Genomic DNA, 20,302 nt, shown 5'->3' on the forward strand with positions numbered 1-20,302 from the left:
CAAGAAAAGGAGCTGCGCACTAATTAGTGCGACAGCCCCTTTTTTCATTACTGTGTAACAAGTAAATTTACGATAAAGAAATAAGGATAGTCGGCTCTTATTTGTTGCCTGCGGAGCAGCTCAACAAATAAATGTTGAAGAATCTGTATAGGAAAACAGAGAAAACAAGAAGCAAATCACTTCTTATTCTCTCTGCTGTTCAAGATACCGTCAATCGTACCTTGAATGATTTTTAATTCATTATCACTCAATAAATCAAGTGACGAATCTATCTGACGGCGGGCTGTGTTTTTCTCAACATTCTTCGCTGGATAGAAATACTCGTCAACAGATATATTGAACATTGTAACTAAATCATGGAATAACTGAAAGCTAGGGTGTTTTCCGATATTTTCAATATCTGCGATATGACGTTCTCCGTAAAAGACTTTATCGCCTAAATCATTTCTGGAAAGCCCTGCTTTCTCTCTGGCTTCTCTGATTGCCAGTCCTAAAGGACGAAAATCAAAGCTATGTGTATCTTTCTTTTTTCTCATTTTTAATCACCTAGCATGAGTTTATACTTCATGTTGTGCGATTAGAATGTATTAAAAACTCATATATCAGATGTTTTAAAAACAGTCTATTTGTTATTGATGCAAATAGGCTGTTTTCATATTTACAAAAAATTTTTTCTGCAACAAATCACACCCTGCCGTACAGATATGGTGCAGAAAGAGGGATACATACTTTTCACTTTATAGAGAAAGGGGGTGTGATTTTGAAACCATCAGACTTCCAAAAGACAATACAGTGTCAGTTTGACTGTAAGCTCAAAAAGGTTGTGAAAGGCATTGTCCGTAACTACCGCAAGGAATTAGCCAGACGACAGGCAAAGGAAGTATCCTTTTGTGAGCTTCCAGAGATTGTTGTTGAGAAATTGATTGTATGGGACGATTACGAAAGTGAATATACAACATTCGATGTGTGCGGTACAGAAATCCATGTACTTGACGAAGAACTTGCAGAAGCACTGAAACAGTTGCCGGAGCAGAGCCGGAACATTGTATTGATGTTTTTTTCTTGGATATGAGCGATTCGGAGATAGGCGAAAAGCTGAACATCAACCGAAGCACATCATACAGGCACAGAAGAAATTCACTTGAAGAAATCAAAAAGCAGTTAAAGGAGAAGAAAACAAATGAAAAATAAGCAACACACACTTCCATCATTTTTTCTCATATCATCAGCCGTGGACGGTAACGAAACTGCCATAGAAAAGCTGTTGCTGTTCTATGAAGCCTACATATCAAAATGTTGTTTACGCCCATTTTATGATGAATACGGTAACGTATACATTGTGGTTGATATGGAATTAAAGGGACGTATCAGAGAAGCCCTTTTGAAAATGATATGTGAATTTGAAATAGACGAACATTAAGTAATATTTGAGCGGAGCATGATTTAATAAACTCCCCTCTTTCCTGTTCCGCTTTTTCTTATCATTCTGTATCAGTCCATTTGTAAAAATGAATTGATACAGGCTGACAAGAGCCTAACAGTTCTTTGACAAGTGAATAAAGCAGTCAGATACGTTTGTGCTTGCAGTGAGCCATCAGAGGTTGTACGCCGTGACTTTTCCAATCGGGAGATAGCGATTCATGCAATGATCTGGGAGCGACCGTTGGAAAAGTCGTTCTGCCATGACCTGCAACACAGGATAATGATACACCCGTATGACACGGTTCAGCCCACAGGAATGGGAATGGTTGAGATACCAGCGGAGCTTGCCGAAGCCGTCTGATTGCTTGTAAAACTATCTAACAACGATTTTGCAAGAAAAAATCATCTTAATAGAGCTTTTTTGCTCATCATTTGATATACTGATAGACAAGATATTGAGATTTCCTTATCTGGTCTATGGAAAGGAGGATTATGATTACCGTAACAAAAAAAGACCTCATAGCACTAGGTTATGGAACTTCTTTCTCGGCAGACATCATAAGAAAAGCAAAAAAACTTATGATTGAAAAAGGGCATACTTATTACCAATCCCGTAAATTGGACAGAGTACCCAAAGAAGCCGTGGAAGAATTATTAGGGATTACATTATCAGACACAAACGATTGATTGTACTTCTTGCATATCATGTAAGGAGTGAAATCATGGCAAAAGACCCTATTAAGAAAGCAGATAACGGAACTTATTATTTCAGAGCTAATTTAGGCTACAATCCCATTACCGGAAAACAGATACAGAAATACCGAAGTGGATTCAGAACGAAAAAAGAAGCAAAGGAAGAATATTCAAAACTGGTGTTAGCTTCTACCGAAGAATTAACAACAAAAAAAGATGGCGTTTCTTTTCAGCAATTTATAGAAGAAACCTACCTGCCATGGTATAAAACACAGGTAAAAGAAAGCACTTATCTTAATCGTGCTACTACCATCAAGAAACATTTTTCCTATTTCTACAAAATGGAAACAGACGAAATCGAACCTATCCATGTTCAAAACTGGCAGTTGAAACTTGCAAAAGATTTTAGTCCTAATTACATTCGTATCGTACAGGGAATGCTTTCCATTGCATTTGACAGAGCGATCGTGCTTGGGATTGCAAAGAAAAACCCCTCTCGAATGATAGGAAATATCAAAAGCAAGAAAACAAAAGTTGATTTCTGGACATTAGAAGAATTTCAAAAAGTTATATCCTTACTCTGTAAGAAAGACTATTATGAGCATTATCTGTTTATATCGTTCTGGTTATTATTTATGACTGGTATGCGAATTGGCGAAGCGTCAGCATTACATTGGTCAGACATAGATTTTGAAACAGGCTTGCTTAGCATTACCAAAACATTATATTACCGAACAATGACGGACTATAAATTCGTTGAGCCGAAAACACAGGCAAGTATCCGTACTATTTATATTGATTCAGATACACTCAATGAGCTAAAGGCTTGGCAAAGTGTTCAGCAACAGGTTCTTCCCGATTGTCCACTTGTACTAAGTTATAACGGAACTCCAACCAGTAAAACAACGCTTCCCAGAGCTTTGGAAAAGTTGTCAAATTTAGCAGGTGTTCATCGTATTAAAATTCATGCCTTGCGACATTCACACGCTTCATTACTTATCAGCATGGGCGAAAATCCTTTACTTATCAAGGAACGTTTAGGACATGAAAAAATACAGACAACACTCGGCACTTATGGTCATCTGTATCCAAATACGAATCTTGAAGTTGCTAAAAAGCTGACTGGAATATTACAAGTACAATCTGCTACTGAAAGCATTGCTAATTATACCAGCAATCAACATACAGCAATCTATCACAGAACAGTTGAAGAAAAATAATGCAATGAAAATGCAATCCTATAAAGGAAAAGCTGTAAAACCCTTGTAAACAAAGGCTTTACAGCTCAGCTTCAACTATTCAAACTCGGCGTGTCCTTTGTTGCTCTTAACTATATTTGTTTAAGCTTTATGCAAATACACACCGTTTTTTACTTCAATTACATCATTTATTCTGGCTTGCTGATTTTCTGTTGCCAAAATGTTGCCACTCTGTCTAAAACTTTGGGGCAATAATCCCAAAAGATTATTGCCCCAAACATAACATTACACAACAATTATCAAAATACAATCTTATCTAGTAATGCATAACCATATAGCTAACTTACCTAACAAATATAGTATATCCAGTTTTCATCAAAAAGTCAACTAATATTTAAGGCTGAAGCCAATAATATTTAAGGCTGAAGCCAATAACTGTCTGGACGGGCAATTAGTCTCGCATTATTATATGCCATTTCCGTTGTAAGACATGTATGTCCATAATAAACGATTCCATCATCACTCAGAGATAAAACCAAAGCTAAATCTGGTTTATCTGGATTCGTTAAGTATAAAGGAGCTAACAATTGAATTTTGTCATTATAAAATTGCGGAACAACCGTTTTATAATTAGCTTCTATGCGCTTCTTAACTGACCTGATAGCCCCATCAATTAAATTCTGACAAAACTCTTTACCATTAGCACGTAACTGTTCAGGTATTCTCAAAAAATTTTCCTCGTCATACAATATATGATCCCACTGTGGAATGATGTCTAACTTAATATCATATATTAACGCACTCGGATCATCAAAATAACTTGCTCTCTGCAAATCTAATGCAGCAGAATTAGAAATATCTGCAAATTTTATCGTGTAACTATTGTAAAACGCAGTAAATCTCCACTCTTGAAATCCAGCTATCGGATTTTTAATGCAATAAAAGTAAATTGGCTGCCATGTCTTATCATATAATCCTGTATTAAAACAACCCACTTTATCATCCATATAAATATACTTTTGCTTATCACTGTCAGGAGCTTCTTCTCGTTCTTTCCACAATTTTTCAAAAGTAAAATACAGATAATTTCTCAAGATACCAAAATCTTCTTTTCCTGCATAACTCCATTTTTCAGCCGGTAAATCATTCGTTGCCAACATTTGTAATCTATTTGTAAAAAATTCATAATTGCCCAAAAAACTCCAATCCTTAAGACGCATATATTTTTCTCCATTCAAAATAAAATCAGCTTAGTCTATCGCAACCATTTCTACATCCTTATTATAGCAAATCCTCGCAGATTAACAACCTATTTTTGAAATGTTACGCAATAGAAGCTCATTTTCGGAGATTTAGATTAAAGTATCGCAGCACCTTTTATCATCTCTGAAATCCCTTGAAAAATAAGTCTTTCGGAGCGCCTAATGCGTAACATTCTGCTCCAGCCCCATTTCCTTTATCACTTGCTTTGCATTATCCGCTTTATCACTGGGTACAATAATTGCAATCCTATCATCAATACCTCTGCCCATGCCATAACGTACAGACGCAAATCCGGCATCTCCTAAATCCTGTCCGTATGCCATAATACCGTTATCTTTCAATGTACTTATTATCATTTCCGCCTGCATATTTCCGTCCGCTATAAATACATTTACAGGCTGTTGCTCTTTAACCAGTACAGTCTCATTGTCCGGCATACTTTTTTCTCTTCTTTTATGATTGAAACAAGCCAGTATTCTCAATACCCCAAAACCAACTATGGCAATTCCCACAAAAAATATAAGTGCGCTATGAACCGCTTGAGACGTTGTTGCGCCTAATCTGATATAGCAAATAACCAATGCCACCGCAAATACTCCGGCACATATCACAGCTATCAACGCATCTGTAAATGGCGTACTTTTGAATCTGGAACCAGTCTCCCAAACTCCATTGTAGGTCATCACTCCAATATAAGCCGCTCCACCAACAAGTAAAACAGCAGTTTCTCCTGCCACAATCGCCAATTCTCCCACCATGAGAAGCTGAATAATTATCACAGCCGCACAAATAGCAAAGGTTAGACCAAATGCAATATTTCCGGCTTTTGTTACCCTCTCTTTTTCCAGTTTGTTATAGTCTGCCACTTTAGATAATGTTTCTTTCAATTCTTTATCCATACTCTCGCTTTTCCTTTCTCCGTCCAAAATTTCTTTCACTTCTACATTATAGAACTCTGCCATTTTGATAAGGATACTTAAATCTGGCATATTGGTTCCTGTTTCCCACCGAGAGATCGTTCTTCCCGATACAAGAAGAATTTCTGCAAGCTGTTCTTGTGTTAATCCTCGTTCTTTACGAAGCACCTTTAAAAATTCTCCTATCTTTTTCGTATCCATTCCTTTCCCCTCCTTTCACTTGCACATTACCATAAATGTCTACAGCAAAACACGACACAAAGCGAGAAATGCCCTATTTTCGCCATTAGACACGATTGTCTAATTAAATTTTCTCATACTGCAAGGTCATTTTACCAGATACCTGCTCAATTATCCATGTAATTTTAAAAACAAATAGCAAATCCCCACCAGCCAGTCAAGAGTAAACTGAACGACTACGCCGCTCTTGACTAACTGGCGGAGATTCGCTTCATGGCAGCTAAGAGGGCTTTAAGCAGCCCTCTGCCTGTCAGCGGGCTTCCCGATTGTATTTTCTCCTTATAGCCCGTTTCTGCTCGGCTTCTATCTGTTCCTGTTGCTTCGCCCGGTTAATAACAGCGTTTACCTTTTCAGAGCCGACCACCGCCTTTATACGTCCAAAATCTGCCACCACTATCCGCAGTTCCCTGTTTTCGTCTAAAACTTCTTCCAGCCTGTTTGTCAACCGCTCGTTTCCGCTCCGTTCCCTGTTATAAGCCGCTTGCAGCTTCGTAAATTTGTTTGAAATATCCAGATACGCCGAATAGATAGAGCGCATAACTTGAACCATTTTCACTACAAGAGGTTTCGCCTTTTTCTCCCGGTATGATTTTGCAGATTCTACAACCGCCGCTTCTGGAAGCGTCTGCTCCGGATCTGCGGAAAAATCTGCCGCCAGCTTCTCCATGTTCTTAACCATAGGGGCAAGTTCATTCATGCGTTTCTGGTATTTATCCGCCTGCTTCTGCGCTTTCTCTGCTTCCTGCCGGGACTCCTGTAAATCTTCCTGCAAGGAGCGAATCTCATCATCAACCTGTAACAACTGTTCATGCAAATCTTCGTTGATTTCTTGAAAAGCGGCATTTTCTTCCTGCAATTTCGCTTTCTTCGCTTCCAACTCTGCAACTTCCTTTGCCCTCTCCTTTTTCTCAAAATCCAAGACGGATAAATGCTTTTCATGTGTGCCTTTCTTCTCCCATTCAATCCCATGTTCCAGCATGACAACGGCAAGCTGTTCTTTCTCATAAGCCACCCACTGATTTAATTCTGTTTCACGTCTTGTACCGCCTTTAAAGCCGAGAGCAGATAACGCCTGTTTCAGTGATACTCTTGTATCAAGCCCCCGCTTGCTTCCTGTCGTATACGGTACAAAATCTATGTGCAAGTGGGGCGTTGCTTCGTCCATGTGAAGATAGGCAGCAAATACTCTCAAAGTGAGATTGCGCTGCCGGAAACCTTGCATATATTCATCAAGTACCTTTGCCGCAAGCTGTCCGTCCTCTGTTTTTGCCCCCATATTGTCCTTATCGCCTATCTGCACAATGATTTCATGGAATGGTTTTTCCTGCTTTCCACGCAGTATTTTATTGTAATAATCATCAATCCGGCGGTCACTTCTGGTCTGTTTCTCATTGTACCGGGCAAGTGCTTCATCAAACAATTCGTGATATACGTCTTTAACATTTTCGTTGCAGTATTCCACGTTCAGACAACTTCGCTCCGGGTCAGTATTCTTTGCATGGAATTTTCTGCTGTTATGGTTGACAGAGCCTTTTCCTGTCATAAAGCTGATCGTTCGCTTCAATCAATATCCTTTCTCCCTGTCCGGGTAATCAGCGCCGGATACGGCGCATAGGCTTTGTTACTTTCGCCGAAAGTAACGCAAAAGCACTTTTGACAGCCGTTCCGTCCATCAAAAACTGCCTTTGCGCTCTGCCGAGGGCTTTTCCGTCCTACGGACGGAGCGGCTGTTCCCGCCGCTTTGCTTCCGCCGCCATAGCTTTTCGGATAGCCGAAAGTACGTTTTCCACCGTACATTCCTCCCATCCGGCAAGCCATACCAGCGTCCGCATTTCTGCCACAGTCAGTTCCACATCTCCAAAGATTTCGTTGAGTGCAGCAATCCTCCGGGCTTCACTTTCGTATAAATATTTGTTCACGTTCCGAGTTCCCCATTCTGGCTGAATTATCATTGAATCACACCTTTCTCGTTGTCTTCTATCCACAGGAGCGTAACACGCTCCTGTCTATTATCAAAAGAAAACTACCAGCGGAAGTTGTCCGACACTCCACGTTTTTCCAGATATTCCTGTCTGGCTTTTTCCCGTTCTTCCTGTGTGGGCGCAGTCTTATATTTCGCATATAATTCATGGCGCACCAGCGAATCCAATTTCTGCTCCAATCCCTGCCGGATTTCATTCAGACAATCATCATCTTCCATTAGATGATAGCGGAGCAGAGATACAAACAATTCATAAGGAATTTGCACGTTTTTCATCACTTAATCCTTTCTGCGTCGGTTTGCGTCGATAGCGTCGATATTTTCTATACCAGCCCGCTGTAAAAAATACCGTCGCAACCGACGCATATCGTCGCTTTTACTCTCTCGGCTCAAGCCGTTTCAGAATAATCTTCCTTTCATGCCCCCGCTTATTGTCATAGAAAATTCCATAATCATTAAGCAACTGGCTATTGACTACATTCAGCTTTCTGGAAAGCACGTTTGCCTGTATCTGCATATCCGGCAACTGGCTCACAAGTTCTGTTGCTGTCCCCTCCCATTCCGGCTTATCTTCTGTCAGAAAATTGTTGATTGCTTCCAGCAGGGGATTCGGCGGCTGTTTCCACAGTTCCGTTTCTGCCTTTTTGAATTTCCAGACGCAGCGCTCCCGGTCAAACTCTATAGTCAGTTCCTGATCCGGCTGGTCACGCCCCACTATATCCATGACCGCCTCATTGTCAGTGCGCTTTTTCTTGTGCATGATAAACGCCCCGTCTGCCGCTCCAAGCAGCCCGTTCGTACCGGAAATCATATCAAAGCTGTCCTCGGATTCCAACTTGCGTGTGTGATGAACCACCAGCAGGCAGATACCGTATTTATCGCTGAACGACTTTAACTTTGTCACAATCTCGTAGTCGCTGGAATAGCTGTACCTGTCCCCACCGACCTCACGCACTTTCTGGAGCGTGTCAATGATAATCAGCCTTGCGTCCGTATGCTCTTTCAGAAATTCCTCTAATTGTTTGTCTAAGCCCTCATTCAAGGTCTTTGCCTGTGTCGCAAAGTACAGGTTATCCGCACATTCCACACCGAACATACCGGAGAGCCGCCGCTGAAGCCTTGCATAATCATCTTCCAGTGCAAGATACAGCACCGTACCCTTTCGGACAGGATAATCCCACAGCGGAAGCCCCATTGCCACATGATAGGCAAGCTGTCCCATAAAGAACGATTTCCCAACTTTCGGCGCACCTACAAAAAGATAAGTGCCGCCATAGAGAAACCCGTCCACAACCGGCGTTCTCGGCGGGTAGAGTGTATCATACAGTTCCGCCATGGAAACGGTTTGAAGCCCGCCGCTCCCGGATTTCTCCGGGTTTTGTGCGGCTTGCAGATTGATTTGTGCTGTTTCATTTGCTATAATTTCATTGTAATTTTTTAATTGCGGCTGCGCCCCATCTGCGCCAACAGATGATACGGGAGCAGTCGTTTTCATTTTTTCTGTCATTCATCTTCTCCTTTCAGACCGTCTAATGTAATTGCGATTACCTGCAACGTGTAGAGCAGTTCGTCATTGTCCGGGCTTAATGCTTCCAATCGCTTCAATTCCTCGTAGATAGCCGCCATTTGATTTTTCAGAGCCTTATACACCCTCGGATTGCCCTGTACTACTACGTCCCGGCACAGCAGCCGCCTTGTGATATAGTCCTGCTTTGTCAAACCCGACAATGCCACCAAATCGTTAAGCAGCTTCGCTTCTTCGTCCGATACCCGGAACGCTACTGTATGATTGCGCCACCGCCCTTTATAATCAAGTGTTCTTTCCATTTGCGTCCTCCTTTGTCATTCGCTCCATTTCCAGTTTTTCTGCCATTTCCGTCTGCACCGTAGGAAACAAGTGGGCGTAGCGGTAAGTGATTTTCTCCGCTTCATGCCCCATACGATCCCCAATCGCCAGCACTGAAAATCCCATGTCTATTAACAGGGAAACCGCACTATGCCGGATGTCGTGAACGCGAATCTTTTTTACGCCCGCCTGCTTTGCCCCTCGCTCCATTTCGTGATTGAGATAGGATTTTGTGACCGTAAACAGCCGCTCGTTCGGCTGAATGTCGTAAAGCATTTTGATATATTCCTGCATTTCCTCACAGAGAAATGGCGGCATTTTGATTGTACGGTTACTCTTTTTCGTTTTCGGGCTTGTGATAATATCACTCCCTTTAGATCGGTGAAATGTCTTGCTGATTGTGACTGTCTGCTTCTGGAAGTCAAAATCAGCCGGAGTAAGCGCCAGCAGTTCGCCGGAGCGGATTCCACACCAGTAAAGCATTTCAAAGGCATAATAGGAACGGGGCTTATCCATCATGGCTTCGGAGAATTTCAGATATTCCTCTTTCGTCCAGAAGTCCATTTCTTTCGGAACCTCATTTCCCATTGTGCCAGCCCGCCTTGCCGGATTGTAGGGCAGGTTATAGAAGTTCACAGCATGGTTGAAAATCGCTGTAAGCTGGGCGTGTATGGTTTTCAGATAATCCGCCGAATAGGGCTTCCCTTTCTCGTCCCGGTACGCCATGAGTTCATTCTGCCATGCGATAATGTCTTTTGCTTCAATCTCCGCTATCTTCCGATTCCCGAAATACGGTAAAATCTTTGTGCGGATTACATGGCTTTTGGATTCCCATGTGCTTTCCTTGACACGCTGTTTCTTGTCGGCTTCGTAAACCTCAAAGAAACTGGCAAACGTCATATCCAGCTTTGCACCCTGTTTCAGCATGGCTTCATGCTCCCACGCCTGTGCTTCCCGCTTCGTAGCAAATCCCCGTTTCTGGGTCTGCTTCCGCTCCCCTTTCCAGTTTGTGAAACGATAGATTACCCGCCACGTTCCCGTAGCATTGTCTTTGTATACAGCCATTCAAATCATCTCCTTTCCTCTTAATCGCTGTAACAGACCTTTTTATGAAAAAATGTAGCGTTCACACGACCAGCCACCGTCAAATAACCCTGTTTTTGTAATTCTGCGTTCAGTTCCCGCACAATCTGGTAGGCTTTTGACTTTGACACCCGCAATTCCGCTGCCACTTCCTCCACAGTCATAAATGATTTTTCTACCATTCGGTTATCCTCCCCTTTCTCAATTTAACTATTTTTGTTTAAGTTATATCCATAATACTAAATAAATTCCGTTAAGTCAAGTGGTTTGCAGAAAAATCTTAACTCTTTTTATTTAAGTTCCTCTTGCTATTCCTATTGCACCATGTTATACTAACTTCAACAGAAATGTTTAAGTCAAGAATGGTTGTATCACTATAACTACAACGGAGGTTTTATTATGGCAATCGGCAAACGAATCCGCTTTTTCCGCAATCGGAAAGGCATGACGCAGAAGCAATTAGGCGAAATCCTCGGTTTTCTCGGAAAGACCTCTGATGTCCGTATGGCGCAGTATGAATCAGAAGCCAGAACGCCGAAGCAAGACCTTGTAAAAGAAATGGCACATATCTTTGATGTCAGCCCGCGAGCAATCACAGTCCCGGAGATTGACAGCTATATCGGGCTTATGCACACGCTCTTTGCGTTGGAAGATATGTACGGGCTGAAAATCGGAAAGATTGACGGAGAAGTGTGTCTGCGACTGGACAAGTCCACCGGCTCCACCTATTCCTCCATGTTTGATATGTTCCACGCATGGCAGGAACAAGCTGCCCGTCTGGAACAGGGAGAGATAACCAAAGAGGAATACGACCAGTGGCGGTATAAATATCCTGAATTAGATACCTCGAATCACTGGCATAAAGTAGTCCCCTCAAAGGAGTTAAGCAACTATCTCACAGAAGCCTTGAAAAAGGACACTGAATCCCAATAGAGCGTGTTATTTTTGTCTCGAAATACACAAAAAACCTTGCCGACTTTCAGCTTCATTTCTGAAAATCAGCAAGGTTTTTCTGTTATTGAAGTATTCTGTTATTTAGTGAGTGATACCCGAAATGTTGCCAAATCGTTGCCAGTGCTTAAACAAATTTGCTTGCATTCCGCATAAATAAAGGCTTTTTCAAGTTCATATCATCACTCAAACTCTACAAAGACTAACGCTTTTTGTTTAGGAATTATTCTCTGTAATGTTTCTCGTTCTTTTGATTATTTGATATATCCATATTATCCTGCCTATACGAGCTAATGTTATCATTTTGTTATCGGCATTGATAACACCTACTCGATAACTGTGGATAATAACTATATGTAGCATGTCAAATTATAAGCTATTTTGCTTAGAGATTCAACACAAAACTGAAATTTTACTTTTCCTTATATTCATCTGGTATTGCTATTTGAAATGTTTCACACAACAGCATCACATCATGCACATCATTTTTATCGTGTTCATATCCCAAATGAAGCATTACCTGACTCAATGGTTCAATACAAGAAACAGTTATATCTCCAACTTTTCCAATACCGGAAAAAGTTTTTGATGGAAATATATCTCCCTCATAAACAATTCCGTCATCTGTAAATTCAAAACAATGTAAATCAATGATTCTTTGTTTATCATCTTTCCAGACAGTATGACCATCCGTTGTATAATCAGTATTTACTTCCTCAAATCCATGCTGCTTAATCACATAAATATAATCATGATAATGTTTCAGTTCAACAAACAAATCAATATCATTGTGTATTCTTGATTCTCTTTTAAGAAGTGCATCAACACCCCATCCGCCATCTAAATATACTTTAATTTCGTTTTGCAAAGCATATTTTATAATTTCACATGCATCTTCTGTACGTACCATAATCTATCCTCCAAATTCAAATCTTTGTATGCTTTCCAACTCACTAAAAGCCTGAAATTTGTCAGTCTTTCATCCTTTTTGTTATCAATCACCAATTAGCTGTAATCCATTAGGATTTAGCTGATATATTTTATCGCACACCTCTTCAATATACTTTCTATCGTGAGAAATGCTAATGACAGCCCCCGGAAATTCTCGGAGCATTTTTCTTATTACCGGACCGGACAATGGTGAAAAATTTCTTGTCGGTTCATCCAGAATAAGAACATTTGCACCACTTAAGCTCATCCTCAAGAGAAGCACTTTCGCCTTTTGTCCGCCTGATAACTCCCGAATCGGATGCTCCATTTCATCTGGTGTGTATTTAAGTGAACCAAGGTATGTTCTAATTCTTGTACGCTCTTCTTTATCTCCTGTTTTATCAAGGTAATCAACCGGTGTAACATCCAAATCCAGCAGGTCTTCATAAGTTTGAGGCATATATTCTGCTTTAATGTCATTCCGATTTAGGAGTTCTTCCGCTATCTTTTTTAGAAGAGTCGTTTTTCCTGCCCCGTTGGCTCCTATCATACAGATTTTTTCTGAACCTTTTATTTTTAAATGAATTCCTTCTGCTAAAATTCTTTTGCCATCCGGAGTCACAAGCTTTGAAAGTTCATATTCTATGACCGTTTTTCCTGCGGGAATGTGTGAGTTTTCATCCCCTAATTTGACAAAGATTGCTTCTTCCTGTTCCGGCATCTGAGTCATATTTTCATCTTCTTTTTCAAATCTTCGTTCCATTGCCTTAACCGTATGCATTTTGTCCTTTAAGTTTTTGGCAACAGACGGTGCTTGTCTGGTACAACTTCTTAATGCACCTTGTACACTCTGCATAACTCTTTGATATTTTTCATCGCGAATCTTTTTCTCCCTACGGTCACTCAGTGCCCGCTGTTTTTGGATTTCAAATTTATGAAGCCGTTCTTCCACATAGCGTCTATAGGGAAGCTTTGCCACGGTATATCTCGCCTTTGTTTTTCGTATAATCTGCTCGATATGTATCACCATGTTGGCAGTACGCTCTATCAGCGTTTCATCGTGTGAAATAAAAAGCACAATGTGCTTCCAGTCATTTATGATTTTTTCCAGTAATGTAAGCGTCGCAATGTCGATGTCATTGGAAGGTTCGTCCAACAACAGCACAGAAACATCGCGAATGAAAAGCCTCATAAGTTGTGTCTTGACTTTTTCGCCTCCTGAAAGACTACCCATTGTCTGGTTACTGTAGAAAAAATCATTTTTCATTCCAAATTTTCCCGCAATAACAGACAATTCTTTAGGCGTTTTCTCCCAGAATATTTCCTCTTCAGAAAAATATTCGTATATTGTTTTTTCCTTATCTTCATCGAGCATCTCCTGCGGAAGATAACCAAGACGTTCGTGTCCCATTATCCTTTCCCCATCTGCTTCTATATAGTTTTCTACAAGCGACGGATTGTATATCCACTTCATTAATGTCGATTTCCCATTTCCCTCTTCTCCAATAATAACTGCCTTATCTCCATCATTTAGCACAAGGTTGAAATCATTAAGAATTATTCTCAGGTCTTTTTTATGTGTTAAATTTAATTTTTTTATCTGCAACATTAAAGTTTCTCCTTTTCGAAGTCTGAGCCAATTATTATTTTGAACACACAAAAACGAGTCTTTTTTGCATACGCAAAAATAGACTCGCTAAATAGACCCTTATTTCTTTTCCAAAAGGAAAACAAAGGAAATGCCTCTTGCGATAATCCAACTTAAGCGTACACAAAACAAACCTATTCTCTACAGGCTCAATAACTATATGTGTCTTACTTAAATCAAATTATCTATTAATCATTTCCTCACCTTACACAAAATGTGCCTTTCTTTCTTCTAATGGCAATACTATCATACTGTATTTTTTGTGTCAATACATTTCACCTTATGGAAGTGCAAATTAAAATTTTCACTTCCTAATTATACATCCAACCATTACGAAATTCAATCTTTCACAACCTCTTTACAACCACAACCACAGCACTCCAGCAAACGCAGGAGCACCATACCGTAAAACGCTTATGTGTAAATCAACTCCGTTCCTACAACTTCCCTCACACAAGCCTGAATATTATTCATTCTTCCAATCCATTCGTAGGGATTATCTTTCTTTAATTGTTCCGTCACATCTTGTCTGTCGGCATATTCCTTTACCAGTCGAAGAAACATATCCTCTGCTTGCTTATCGACTTCTGCAAGATAACTATGCAGCTTTCCGCTTGTCAGCAGGTTCATATATAACACTTTATAGTGTTCCTTTAAATGCCTTGCATGTCGTTTCCCCCATAAACCAATCGGCTCTATTTCTTCTTCGGCTGGTACTGTGATGTTCGGCAATAAATAATCACCCACCTGTCTATAAGTTCCGCCCATTTCTTCAAAAATTGTCTTTGTCATTTTCCTTTTCCTCCTGTGATTTTTGTCTATCGTGATCGTGTATTATCACGCTTGCGACCTTTAACTGTTCTTGCCTGCTCCAACAAATCATCTATCTGTTTGCGACCAAAAACCTTACGGAGCAGGCTGTAATCTTTATTTTCTGCTTTTAGGATTTTGTTTTCTTCGGTCAATCTTTCATTGACTTTCTCCAAACGCTGATTGGTGCGGTATAACTGTGCATTCGCTGTATTCAGCCTATGATAGTTGTCCCACCCCTCAAAGCAGCGGGCAAGCACCGTTTTGACAAGTTGCTTCAATTTCCTTACAACCGGCTCTGCCATTTTGGTTTTATATGCCTTTGCAGTCATAAATTTCTCTGGTTCTGGCAACTGATATTTCGGTGCAGTATCAAGCTCTATTTCAAGATTTGACAGCTCGTCTTTTGCCTTATCATAGTTCAATACTCGTTCCGACAACACATCAAATTCAATCTGTTTCTGCTCGATTTTCGCACCTAATGCCGCCACTTCTTTTTCTCTTTCCTGCTTTTTATAATCCAAAACAGAAAGATGTTTTTCGTGTGTGCCTAAATGTTCCCACTCAATCCCATAACGTTCCATCACCGCCGCAAGCTGTTCTTTTTCGGACTGTATCCATTGCGACCACTCCGTATCGCCACGACTGCCGCCCTTAAAACCTTGCGTTGCAAGAGCCTGCTTTAGTGACACTCTTGTATCAAGTCCACGCTTGCTGCCTGTGGTAAAAGGTACAAAATCTATGTGCAGATGTGGTGTAGCTTCATCCATATGCAGATGAGCCGAGAACACCCGAAGCTGTGGATTTCGCTCCTGAAAACCCTGATAGTATTCATCTAAAATCTGCTTTGCCAGTTCTCCGTTTTCCGTATCGGCGTTCATATTTCCCTTACCGCCCACCTGTAAAATGATTTCGTGGAACGGTTTTTCCTGCTTGGAACTTCGGATTTTTTCATAATAATCTTTTATCTTTCGGTCTGACCTTATCTGCTTGGCATTGTATCTTTCCAATGCTTCATCAAACAATTCGTGATAAACTGTCTTTATATTTTCATTGCAGTAGTCGATATTGAGATGAGTACGAGTTCCGTCTACATTTTCTGCTCGGAACTTTCGGCTATTGTGATTGACCGAGCCTTTACCGACCATTGCACTTATCGTTCTCTGCATTTTTTCATCTCCCATCTGTAAATTTCAACATTCTCAGGTTTTGTTACTTTTGTCAAAAGTAACGCAAAAGCACTTTTGACGGGTACACCCATCAAAAATGCGACCTGTAAACAGGTTTTGCGTTCTCCGAAGGCTCTCCGAGGGGTGAGCGTGTGCCGGTGGCACACACGCCTGCGAACCGACCGAGCCAGCAGGCGAGACCAAAGAGCCGCCTTTGAAAAGGCACTCTCTGCACACTCCCCTAAACTTTATCCGGTGTCAAAGTGTGACGATGGTGACAATGTTTTTCACAGCGTGCTGCTCTCAAAAACATTGACACCTTTGACACCGTTTGTCACGCCGTCTGCTCGGTTTCTTTCCAAAGTGAAACCTTTCTTCCGTCGTGTGTGCGGCTGTTCTGATAACGGATACCGTAATCACGAAACAGCCTGCTTGCGTTGATACTGAGCCTTAAAGAAAGTACATTCGGCTTTATATCCACCGCAAGCCTTTCGCAAAGTTCCGAAGCAGTTCCTTCCCATCTGTCACTTTCCGAAAAGAGCGTATCCGCTATCTTCTCAAGCAGAGGTTCGGGCGGTTCTTTCCACATCTCCGTTTCCGATTTTGCAAAGTTCCACACCAATCGCTCGCTGTCCCTTACAAGATGGATTTTCATATCCTGCTGGTCTCTGCCAGCAACATCAAGTGTGGCATTGTTGGAAGTACGCTTGTCCTTACTGAGAACAAATGCACCGTCTGCCGCACCCATCAGACCATTCGTGCCTGAAATCATATCGAATATATCTTCCGATTTTTGTTTGCGTGTATGATGAACAATAAGCATTGAAACCTTGTAACTGTCTGCCAACGCTTTCAGCCTTGCCACAACATCATAATCACTTGCGTAGCTGTAATCTGCTCCGCCTGCTTCACGCACACGCTTTAAGGTGTCTATGATAATCAAGCCTGTGTCTGGGTGTTCCCTCATAAACCCTCTTATCTGTTCTTCCAGTCCGCCATTGACCGTTTTACATTCCGTTGCGAAATACAGATTGCCTGTCTCCTTTGCACCGAACATCTGAAACAATCGCTTCTGCAAACGTGGGTAATCATCTTCAAGGGCAAAATAAAGCACCGTTGCCTTACGCACCTTATACTCCCAAAGCGGTGTGCCTGTGCTGATATGATAGGCAAGCTGTGCCATCATAAAGCTCTTTCCCACTTTCGGGGAACCTACGAAAAGGTAAGTTCCCCTTTGGAGCAGACCGTCGATAAGTGGTGTCTGAACCTCAAACACCGTATCATACAGCGTTGTCATTGATACTGTTTTCAGATAGGAAGGGTCTAACTGTCTGAGTATTTCCCTTTGCATTTCTTCAAAAGATTGCTCGTACCCCTTGAAATCCGTATCCTGATTGACTATACTATTGTCAGTACATTTGGAAAGTGACTGTTCCGCATCTGTTGCCGCAGATACATTTGGAATAGTCATTTCTTTTTTATTCTCCATTCGCATCCTCTCCTTTCAAACCGCCGAGAATAATGGAAATCAGTTCTATTACACTCAGCAGTTCATCATCCACACCTTTTCCTGCTTCAATCCTTTTCAGTTCCGCAAGGACTGTGGCAAATTCCGTTTTCAACGCCTTATACACTCTCGGATTGCCCTGTACCACCACATCCTGATTTAAGCAACGGCGGTAACAATACTCCTGTTTTGGCAATCCTGATAGAGCTACAGCTCTGTTAATGAGTTCGTTTTCTTCGGGCGATACTCGAAACCCTACTGTGATATTCCTCCAACGATTTTTGTTATCTCTGTTCTTAGCTGACATTTTCAAAATCTCCTTTCCCTAAATCATCTAATTTTTCTGCCATCTCAATCTGCTTTGACGGAAAGAGGTGTGCGTACTGATAAGTAATATCAATACTTTCGTGACCAACTCGGTCAGCAATCGCCACCGCAGAAAAGCCCATATCAATCAAGAGTGAAATGTGGCTGTGACGGAGATCGTGAATGCGGATACGCTTCACGCCTGCCGCCTTTGCCCCTCTGTCCATCTCGTGATGAAGATAGCTTTTCGTCACCGTAAAGATACGGTCTTTCTTCTTCAATCCGTAAAGCATACCGAGATATTCTTTCATTTCCTCACACAGAAACTTCGGCATTTTAATCGTGCGGTTGCTCTTTTTCGTTTTCGGAGAAGTAATCACATCCTGCCCTTTCAAACGCTGATAGGATTTATTGATTGTGACTGTTTCCTTATCAAAGTTGAAATCTGCCGGAGTCAAAGCTAACAGCTCGCCCTCTCGGATACCGCACCAGTAAAGCATTTCAAACGCATAAAAGGAAACAGGCTTGTCCATCATCTCAAAAGAGAATTTCTTGTATTCTTCCTTTGTCCAGAACAGCATTTCCTTGTGTTCCTCACGTCCCATATTTCCCACCTTTGCCGCAGGATTGGAACGCAGTTCATAGTAGCGGACAGCGTGATTGAAAATGGCGGACAACTGATTGTGCAGCGTTTTCAGATACGTCTGTGAATAAGGCTTTTTCTTCTCATCACGATAGGCAAGCATTTCATTCTGCCAAGTAATAATCTCCTTTGTGGAAATCTCGCTGATTTTCAGTTTCCCGAAATACGGAAGTATCTTTGTGCGTATGATATGCTCTTTGGTAAGCCACGTGTTTTCCTTCAAACGGTTCTTCACATCATTGATATAAAGCTCCGTAAAGGCTTCAAAACTCATATCAAGGTCTGAAGAAGTCTGCAATTTGAACATTCTTTCCCATTCCTGTGCTTCTCGTTTGGTAGCAAAGCCACGCTTGCATTTCTGCTTGCGTTCCCCTTTCCAGTTCACATACCTTGCCATCACATACCAAGTACCGTTATCTTCATTCTTAAATACCGGCATTTACATTTCCCCCTTTCCTGCTCCGTAGAGCCTTTCGTAAAAATACTGGCGATTTACACGCCCTGCAATCGTAATAAAGCCCTTTGCTTTCAATTCCTCATTTAATTGTCTGATGAGTTTATATGCATAAGGTTTTGATACGTTTAGTTCCTGAGCCACATCTTCGGCTCGGATAAATCTGTTTTCCATATCCTTTTTCTTCCTTTCTTAAAATAATTTTTTGCTTGCCGCTTTCTCCGTGTTAAAGTTCCAACAGGCACTCCTGCTTGTCGGCAGGCGCTGTGCTGTCCCAATGCACCGCAGTACATCAGGCGCTCGCTCGTATAGGGGTTCCCGAAAAGTCGGAGACTTTTGGGGAAGAGGAGGAGCAGTGCAGCGAATGAGCTTTTGTGCTTGCACACAAGCGAACGATACGGAACTTGCTCCGACGAGGTCTTGGCGGTTTGGCTTTTCGGACGGTCATTCAGTTGTCGCATTAAGCATATTTGTTTAATTCGTAATTTATTTTACTAAACATATTTGCTATTGTCAAGTGGTTGCAAAGAAAATATTAAACATTTTTGTTTCGGTTTTTCTTGACTTCCACTAAACATTTCTGCTATACTTATTTCACTAAATATAAAAGGAGCGTATCATTATGGCTATCAGCGAAAGAATACATTTTTTCAGACTAATGCGTGGTATGACACAAAAGTATCTCGGTACAGCAATCGGTTTTCCAGAAAAGAGTGCTGATGTGCGTTTGGCACAGTACGAAACTGGTACACGCAAACCGAAAGCAGACCTTACAAATGCATTGGCACAGGTGCTTGATGTTTCTCCACAGGCTCTTGATGTTCCTGACATAGACAGCTATATCGGTCTTATGCACACTCTGTTTACCCTTGAAGATATTTACGGTCTTACTGTCAGTGAAGCAGACGGAGAGGTATGCTTAAAGGTCAACAAGGACAAAGGCAGAGAAGCATATGAACTCCTCAAAATGCTGTATGCTTGGAAAGAACAGGCAGACAAGCTATCTTCCGAAGAAATCAACAGAGAAGAATACGATAACTGGCGTTACCATTATCCAGAGTTCGACACCACACAGCGTTGGGCAAAAGTTCCATCACAGGAATTAAGTGACGCTCTCGTGGAAGCATTCAAAGACCACTTGAAAGATAAATAAGCACCTACAGGACCTGCCACTGGCAGCTCCCTACAGATGCTTTGGCAATCGAGTAGGAGGCGGTGACTAACCGCCGTCCTCTCACAC

24 protein-coding genes are annotated in these 20,302 nt (G+C 41.4%); 6 read left to right on the forward strand and 18 right to left on the reverse strand.

The window, feature by feature from the left end; all coding sequences use genetic code 11:
- Window positions 1–176 precede the first annotated feature (176 nt).
- Window positions 177–536 carry a helix-turn-helix transcriptional regulator gene (locus PG766_RS15655; RefSeq protein WP_005342894.1) on the reverse strand — a complete coding sequence of 120 codons (360 nt, stop codon included), beginning with the start codon at window positions 534–536 and terminating at the stop codon, window positions 177–179.
- A gap of 224 nt (window positions 537–760) precedes the next feature.
- Between PG766_RS15655 and PG766_RS15660 the strand changes: the two genes are divergently transcribed.
- The 4 genes from PG766_RS15660 to PG766_RS15675 all read left to right on the forward strand — a co-directional run bounded on the left by PG766_RS15660 (window position 761) and on the right by PG766_RS15675 (window position 3,335).
- Window positions 761–1,072: a hypothetical protein gene (locus PG766_RS15660; protein ID WP_117891038.1), complete on the forward strand. Its 312-nt coding sequence runs from the start codon at window positions 761–763 to the stop codon at window positions 1,070–1,072.
- Between the two features lie 108 nt (window positions 1,073–1,180).
- Window positions 1,181–1,420, forward strand: coding sequence for a helix-turn-helix domain-containing protein (locus tag PG766_RS15665; protein ID WP_117961092.1), 240 nt, complete (start codon window positions 1,181–1,183; stop codon window positions 1,418–1,420).
- 494 nt (window positions 1,421–1,914) lie between these two features.
- On the forward strand, window positions 1,915–2,109 hold the full coding sequence (locus PG766_RS15670; protein WP_009265203.1) for a DUF3173 domain-containing protein: 195 nt from the start codon (window positions 1,915–1,917) through the stop codon (window positions 2,107–2,109).
- A 35-nt stretch (window positions 2,110–2,144) separates the two neighbouring features.
- Window positions 2,145–3,335 carry a site-specific integrase gene (locus PG766_RS15675; RefSeq protein ID WP_005611123.1) on the forward strand — a complete coding sequence of 397 codons (1,191 nt, stop codon included), beginning with the start codon at window positions 2,145–2,147 and terminating at the stop codon, window positions 3,333–3,335.
- A 395-nt stretch (window positions 3,336–3,730) separates the two neighbouring features.
- On the opposite strand, the gene PG766_RS15680 is transcribed toward PG766_RS15675, so the two are convergent.
- From PG766_RS15680 to PG766_RS15720, 9 genes are all read right to left on the reverse strand, one after another.
- Window positions 3,731–4,534 carry a DUF3825 domain-containing protein gene (locus PG766_RS15680; protein ID WP_243022038.1) on the reverse strand — a complete coding sequence of 268 codons (804 nt, stop codon included), beginning with the start codon at window positions 4,532–4,534 and terminating at the stop codon, window positions 3,731–3,733.
- A 201-nt stretch (window positions 4,535–4,735) separates the two neighbouring features.
- Entirely contained in the window at window positions 4,736–5,695 is a 960-nt protein-coding gene (locus tag PG766_RS15685) for a helix-turn-helix domain-containing protein (protein ID WP_008374019.1), read from the reverse strand.
- A gap of 289 nt (window positions 5,696–5,984) precedes the next feature.
- A complete protein-coding gene (locus PG766_RS15690; protein ID WP_118523034.1) occupies window positions 5,985–7,277 on the reverse strand; it encodes a plasmid recombination protein in 1,293 nt (430 codons plus the stop codon).
- Window positions 7,278–7,446: 169 nt separating this feature from the next.
- A complete protein-coding gene (locus tag PG766_RS15695) occupies window positions 7,447–7,686 on the reverse strand; it encodes a hypothetical protein (RefSeq protein WP_044999172.1) in 240 nt (79 codons plus the stop codon).
- Between the two features lie 71 nt (window positions 7,687–7,757).
- Window positions 7,758–7,991, reverse strand: coding sequence for a hypothetical protein (locus PG766_RS15700; RefSeq protein ID WP_008374025.1), 234 nt, complete (start codon window positions 7,989–7,991; stop codon window positions 7,758–7,760).
- A 100-nt stretch (window positions 7,992–8,091) separates the two neighbouring features.
- On the reverse strand, window positions 8,092–9,222 hold the full coding sequence (locus PG766_RS15705; RefSeq protein WP_270591234.1) for an AAA family ATPase: 1,131 nt from the start codon (window positions 9,220–9,222) through the stop codon (window positions 8,092–8,094).
- Window positions 9,219–9,542: a plasmid mobilization protein gene (locus tag PG766_RS15710; protein WP_107000556.1), complete on the reverse strand. Its 324-nt coding sequence runs from the start codon at window positions 9,540–9,542 to the stop codon at window positions 9,219–9,221. Before PG766_RS15710 ends, PG766_RS15705 begins: the two co-directional genes overlap by 4 nt.
- The gene (locus tag PG766_RS15715) at window positions 9,526–10,626 is read right to left on the reverse strand and encodes a site-specific integrase (protein ID WP_270591242.1); all 1,101 of its coding nucleotides are present in this window, start codon (window positions 10,624–10,626) and stop codon (window positions 9,526–9,528) included. The genes PG766_RS15710 and PG766_RS15715 overlap by 17 nt, the downstream gene beginning before the upstream one ends.
- A 20-nt stretch (window positions 10,627–10,646) precedes the next feature.
- Complete coding sequence (locus tag PG766_RS15720; RefSeq protein ID WP_008374033.1) at window positions 10,647–10,826, reverse strand: DNA-binding protein; 180 nt, start codon at window positions 10,824–10,826, stop codon at window positions 10,647–10,649.
- Window positions 10,827–11,043: 217 nt separating this feature from the next.
- Between PG766_RS15720 and PG766_RS15725 the strand changes: the two genes are divergently transcribed.
- Entirely contained in the window at window positions 11,044–11,577 is a 534-nt protein-coding gene (locus PG766_RS15725; RefSeq protein WP_270591244.1) for a helix-turn-helix domain-containing protein, read from the forward strand.
- A 430-nt stretch (window positions 11,578–12,007) separates the two neighbouring features.
- On the opposite strand, the gene PG766_RS15730 is transcribed toward PG766_RS15725, so the two are convergent.
- The 8 genes from PG766_RS15730 to PG766_RS15765 form a co-directional block, all read right to left on the reverse strand.
- Window positions 12,008–12,505 (reverse strand): nucleotidyltransferase domain-containing protein, encoded by a 498-nt coding sequence (locus PG766_RS15730; protein ID WP_009247521.1) that lies wholly within the window; start codon window positions 12,503–12,505, stop codon window positions 12,008–12,010.
- A gap of 84 nt (window positions 12,506–12,589) precedes the next feature.
- Complete coding sequence (locus tag PG766_RS15735) at window positions 12,590–14,134, reverse strand: ATP-binding cassette domain-containing protein (RefSeq protein ID WP_009247522.1); 1,545 nt, start codon at window positions 14,132–14,134, stop codon at window positions 12,590–12,592.
- A 453-nt stretch (window positions 14,135–14,587) separates the two neighbouring features.
- Complete coding sequence (locus PG766_RS15740) at window positions 14,588–14,965, reverse strand: TnpV protein (RefSeq protein ID WP_009247523.1); 378 nt, start codon at window positions 14,963–14,965, stop codon at window positions 14,588–14,590.
- Window positions 14,966–14,991: 26 nt separating this feature from the next.
- The gene (locus PG766_RS15745; protein ID WP_019190307.1) at window positions 14,992–16,131 is read right to left on the reverse strand and encodes a plasmid recombination protein; all 1,140 of its coding nucleotides are present in this window, start codon (window positions 16,129–16,131) and stop codon (window positions 14,992–14,994) included.
- Window positions 16,132–16,486: 355 nt separating this feature from the next.
- Window positions 16,487–17,641 (reverse strand): AAA family ATPase, encoded by a 1,155-nt coding sequence (locus tag PG766_RS15750; RefSeq protein WP_009247525.1) that lies wholly within the window; start codon window positions 17,639–17,641, stop codon window positions 16,487–16,489.
- Window positions 17,631–17,966, reverse strand: a complete 336-nt coding sequence (locus PG766_RS15755) for a plasmid mobilization protein (protein WP_009247526.1) — start codon at window positions 17,964–17,966, stop codon at window positions 17,631–17,633. The genes PG766_RS15750 and PG766_RS15755 overlap by 11 nt, the downstream gene beginning before the upstream one ends.
- On the reverse strand, window positions 17,956–19,047 hold the full coding sequence (locus PG766_RS15760; protein WP_009247527.1) for a site-specific integrase: 1,092 nt from the start codon (window positions 19,045–19,047) through the stop codon (window positions 17,956–17,958). Before PG766_RS15760 ends, PG766_RS15755 begins: the two co-directional genes overlap by 11 nt.
- Entirely contained in the window at window positions 19,048–19,236 is a 189-nt protein-coding gene (locus tag PG766_RS15765) for a transcriptional regulator (protein ID WP_009247528.1), read from the reverse strand.
- 448 nt (window positions 19,237–19,684) lie between these two features.
- Here PG766_RS15765 and PG766_RS15770 point away from each other — a divergent pair, with 448 nt between their 5' ends.
- Window positions 19,685–20,215, forward strand: a complete 531-nt coding sequence (locus PG766_RS15770) for a helix-turn-helix domain-containing protein (RefSeq protein ID WP_009247529.1) — start codon at window positions 19,685–19,687, stop codon at window positions 20,213–20,215.
- Window positions 20,216–20,302 lie beyond the last annotated feature (87 nt).

The organism is Coprococcus sp. LG101-27 (genome assembly GCF_027695515.1).
Lineage (GTDB): Bacteria > Bacillota > Clostridia > Lachnospirales > Lachnospiraceae > Allocoprococcus > Allocoprococcus comes.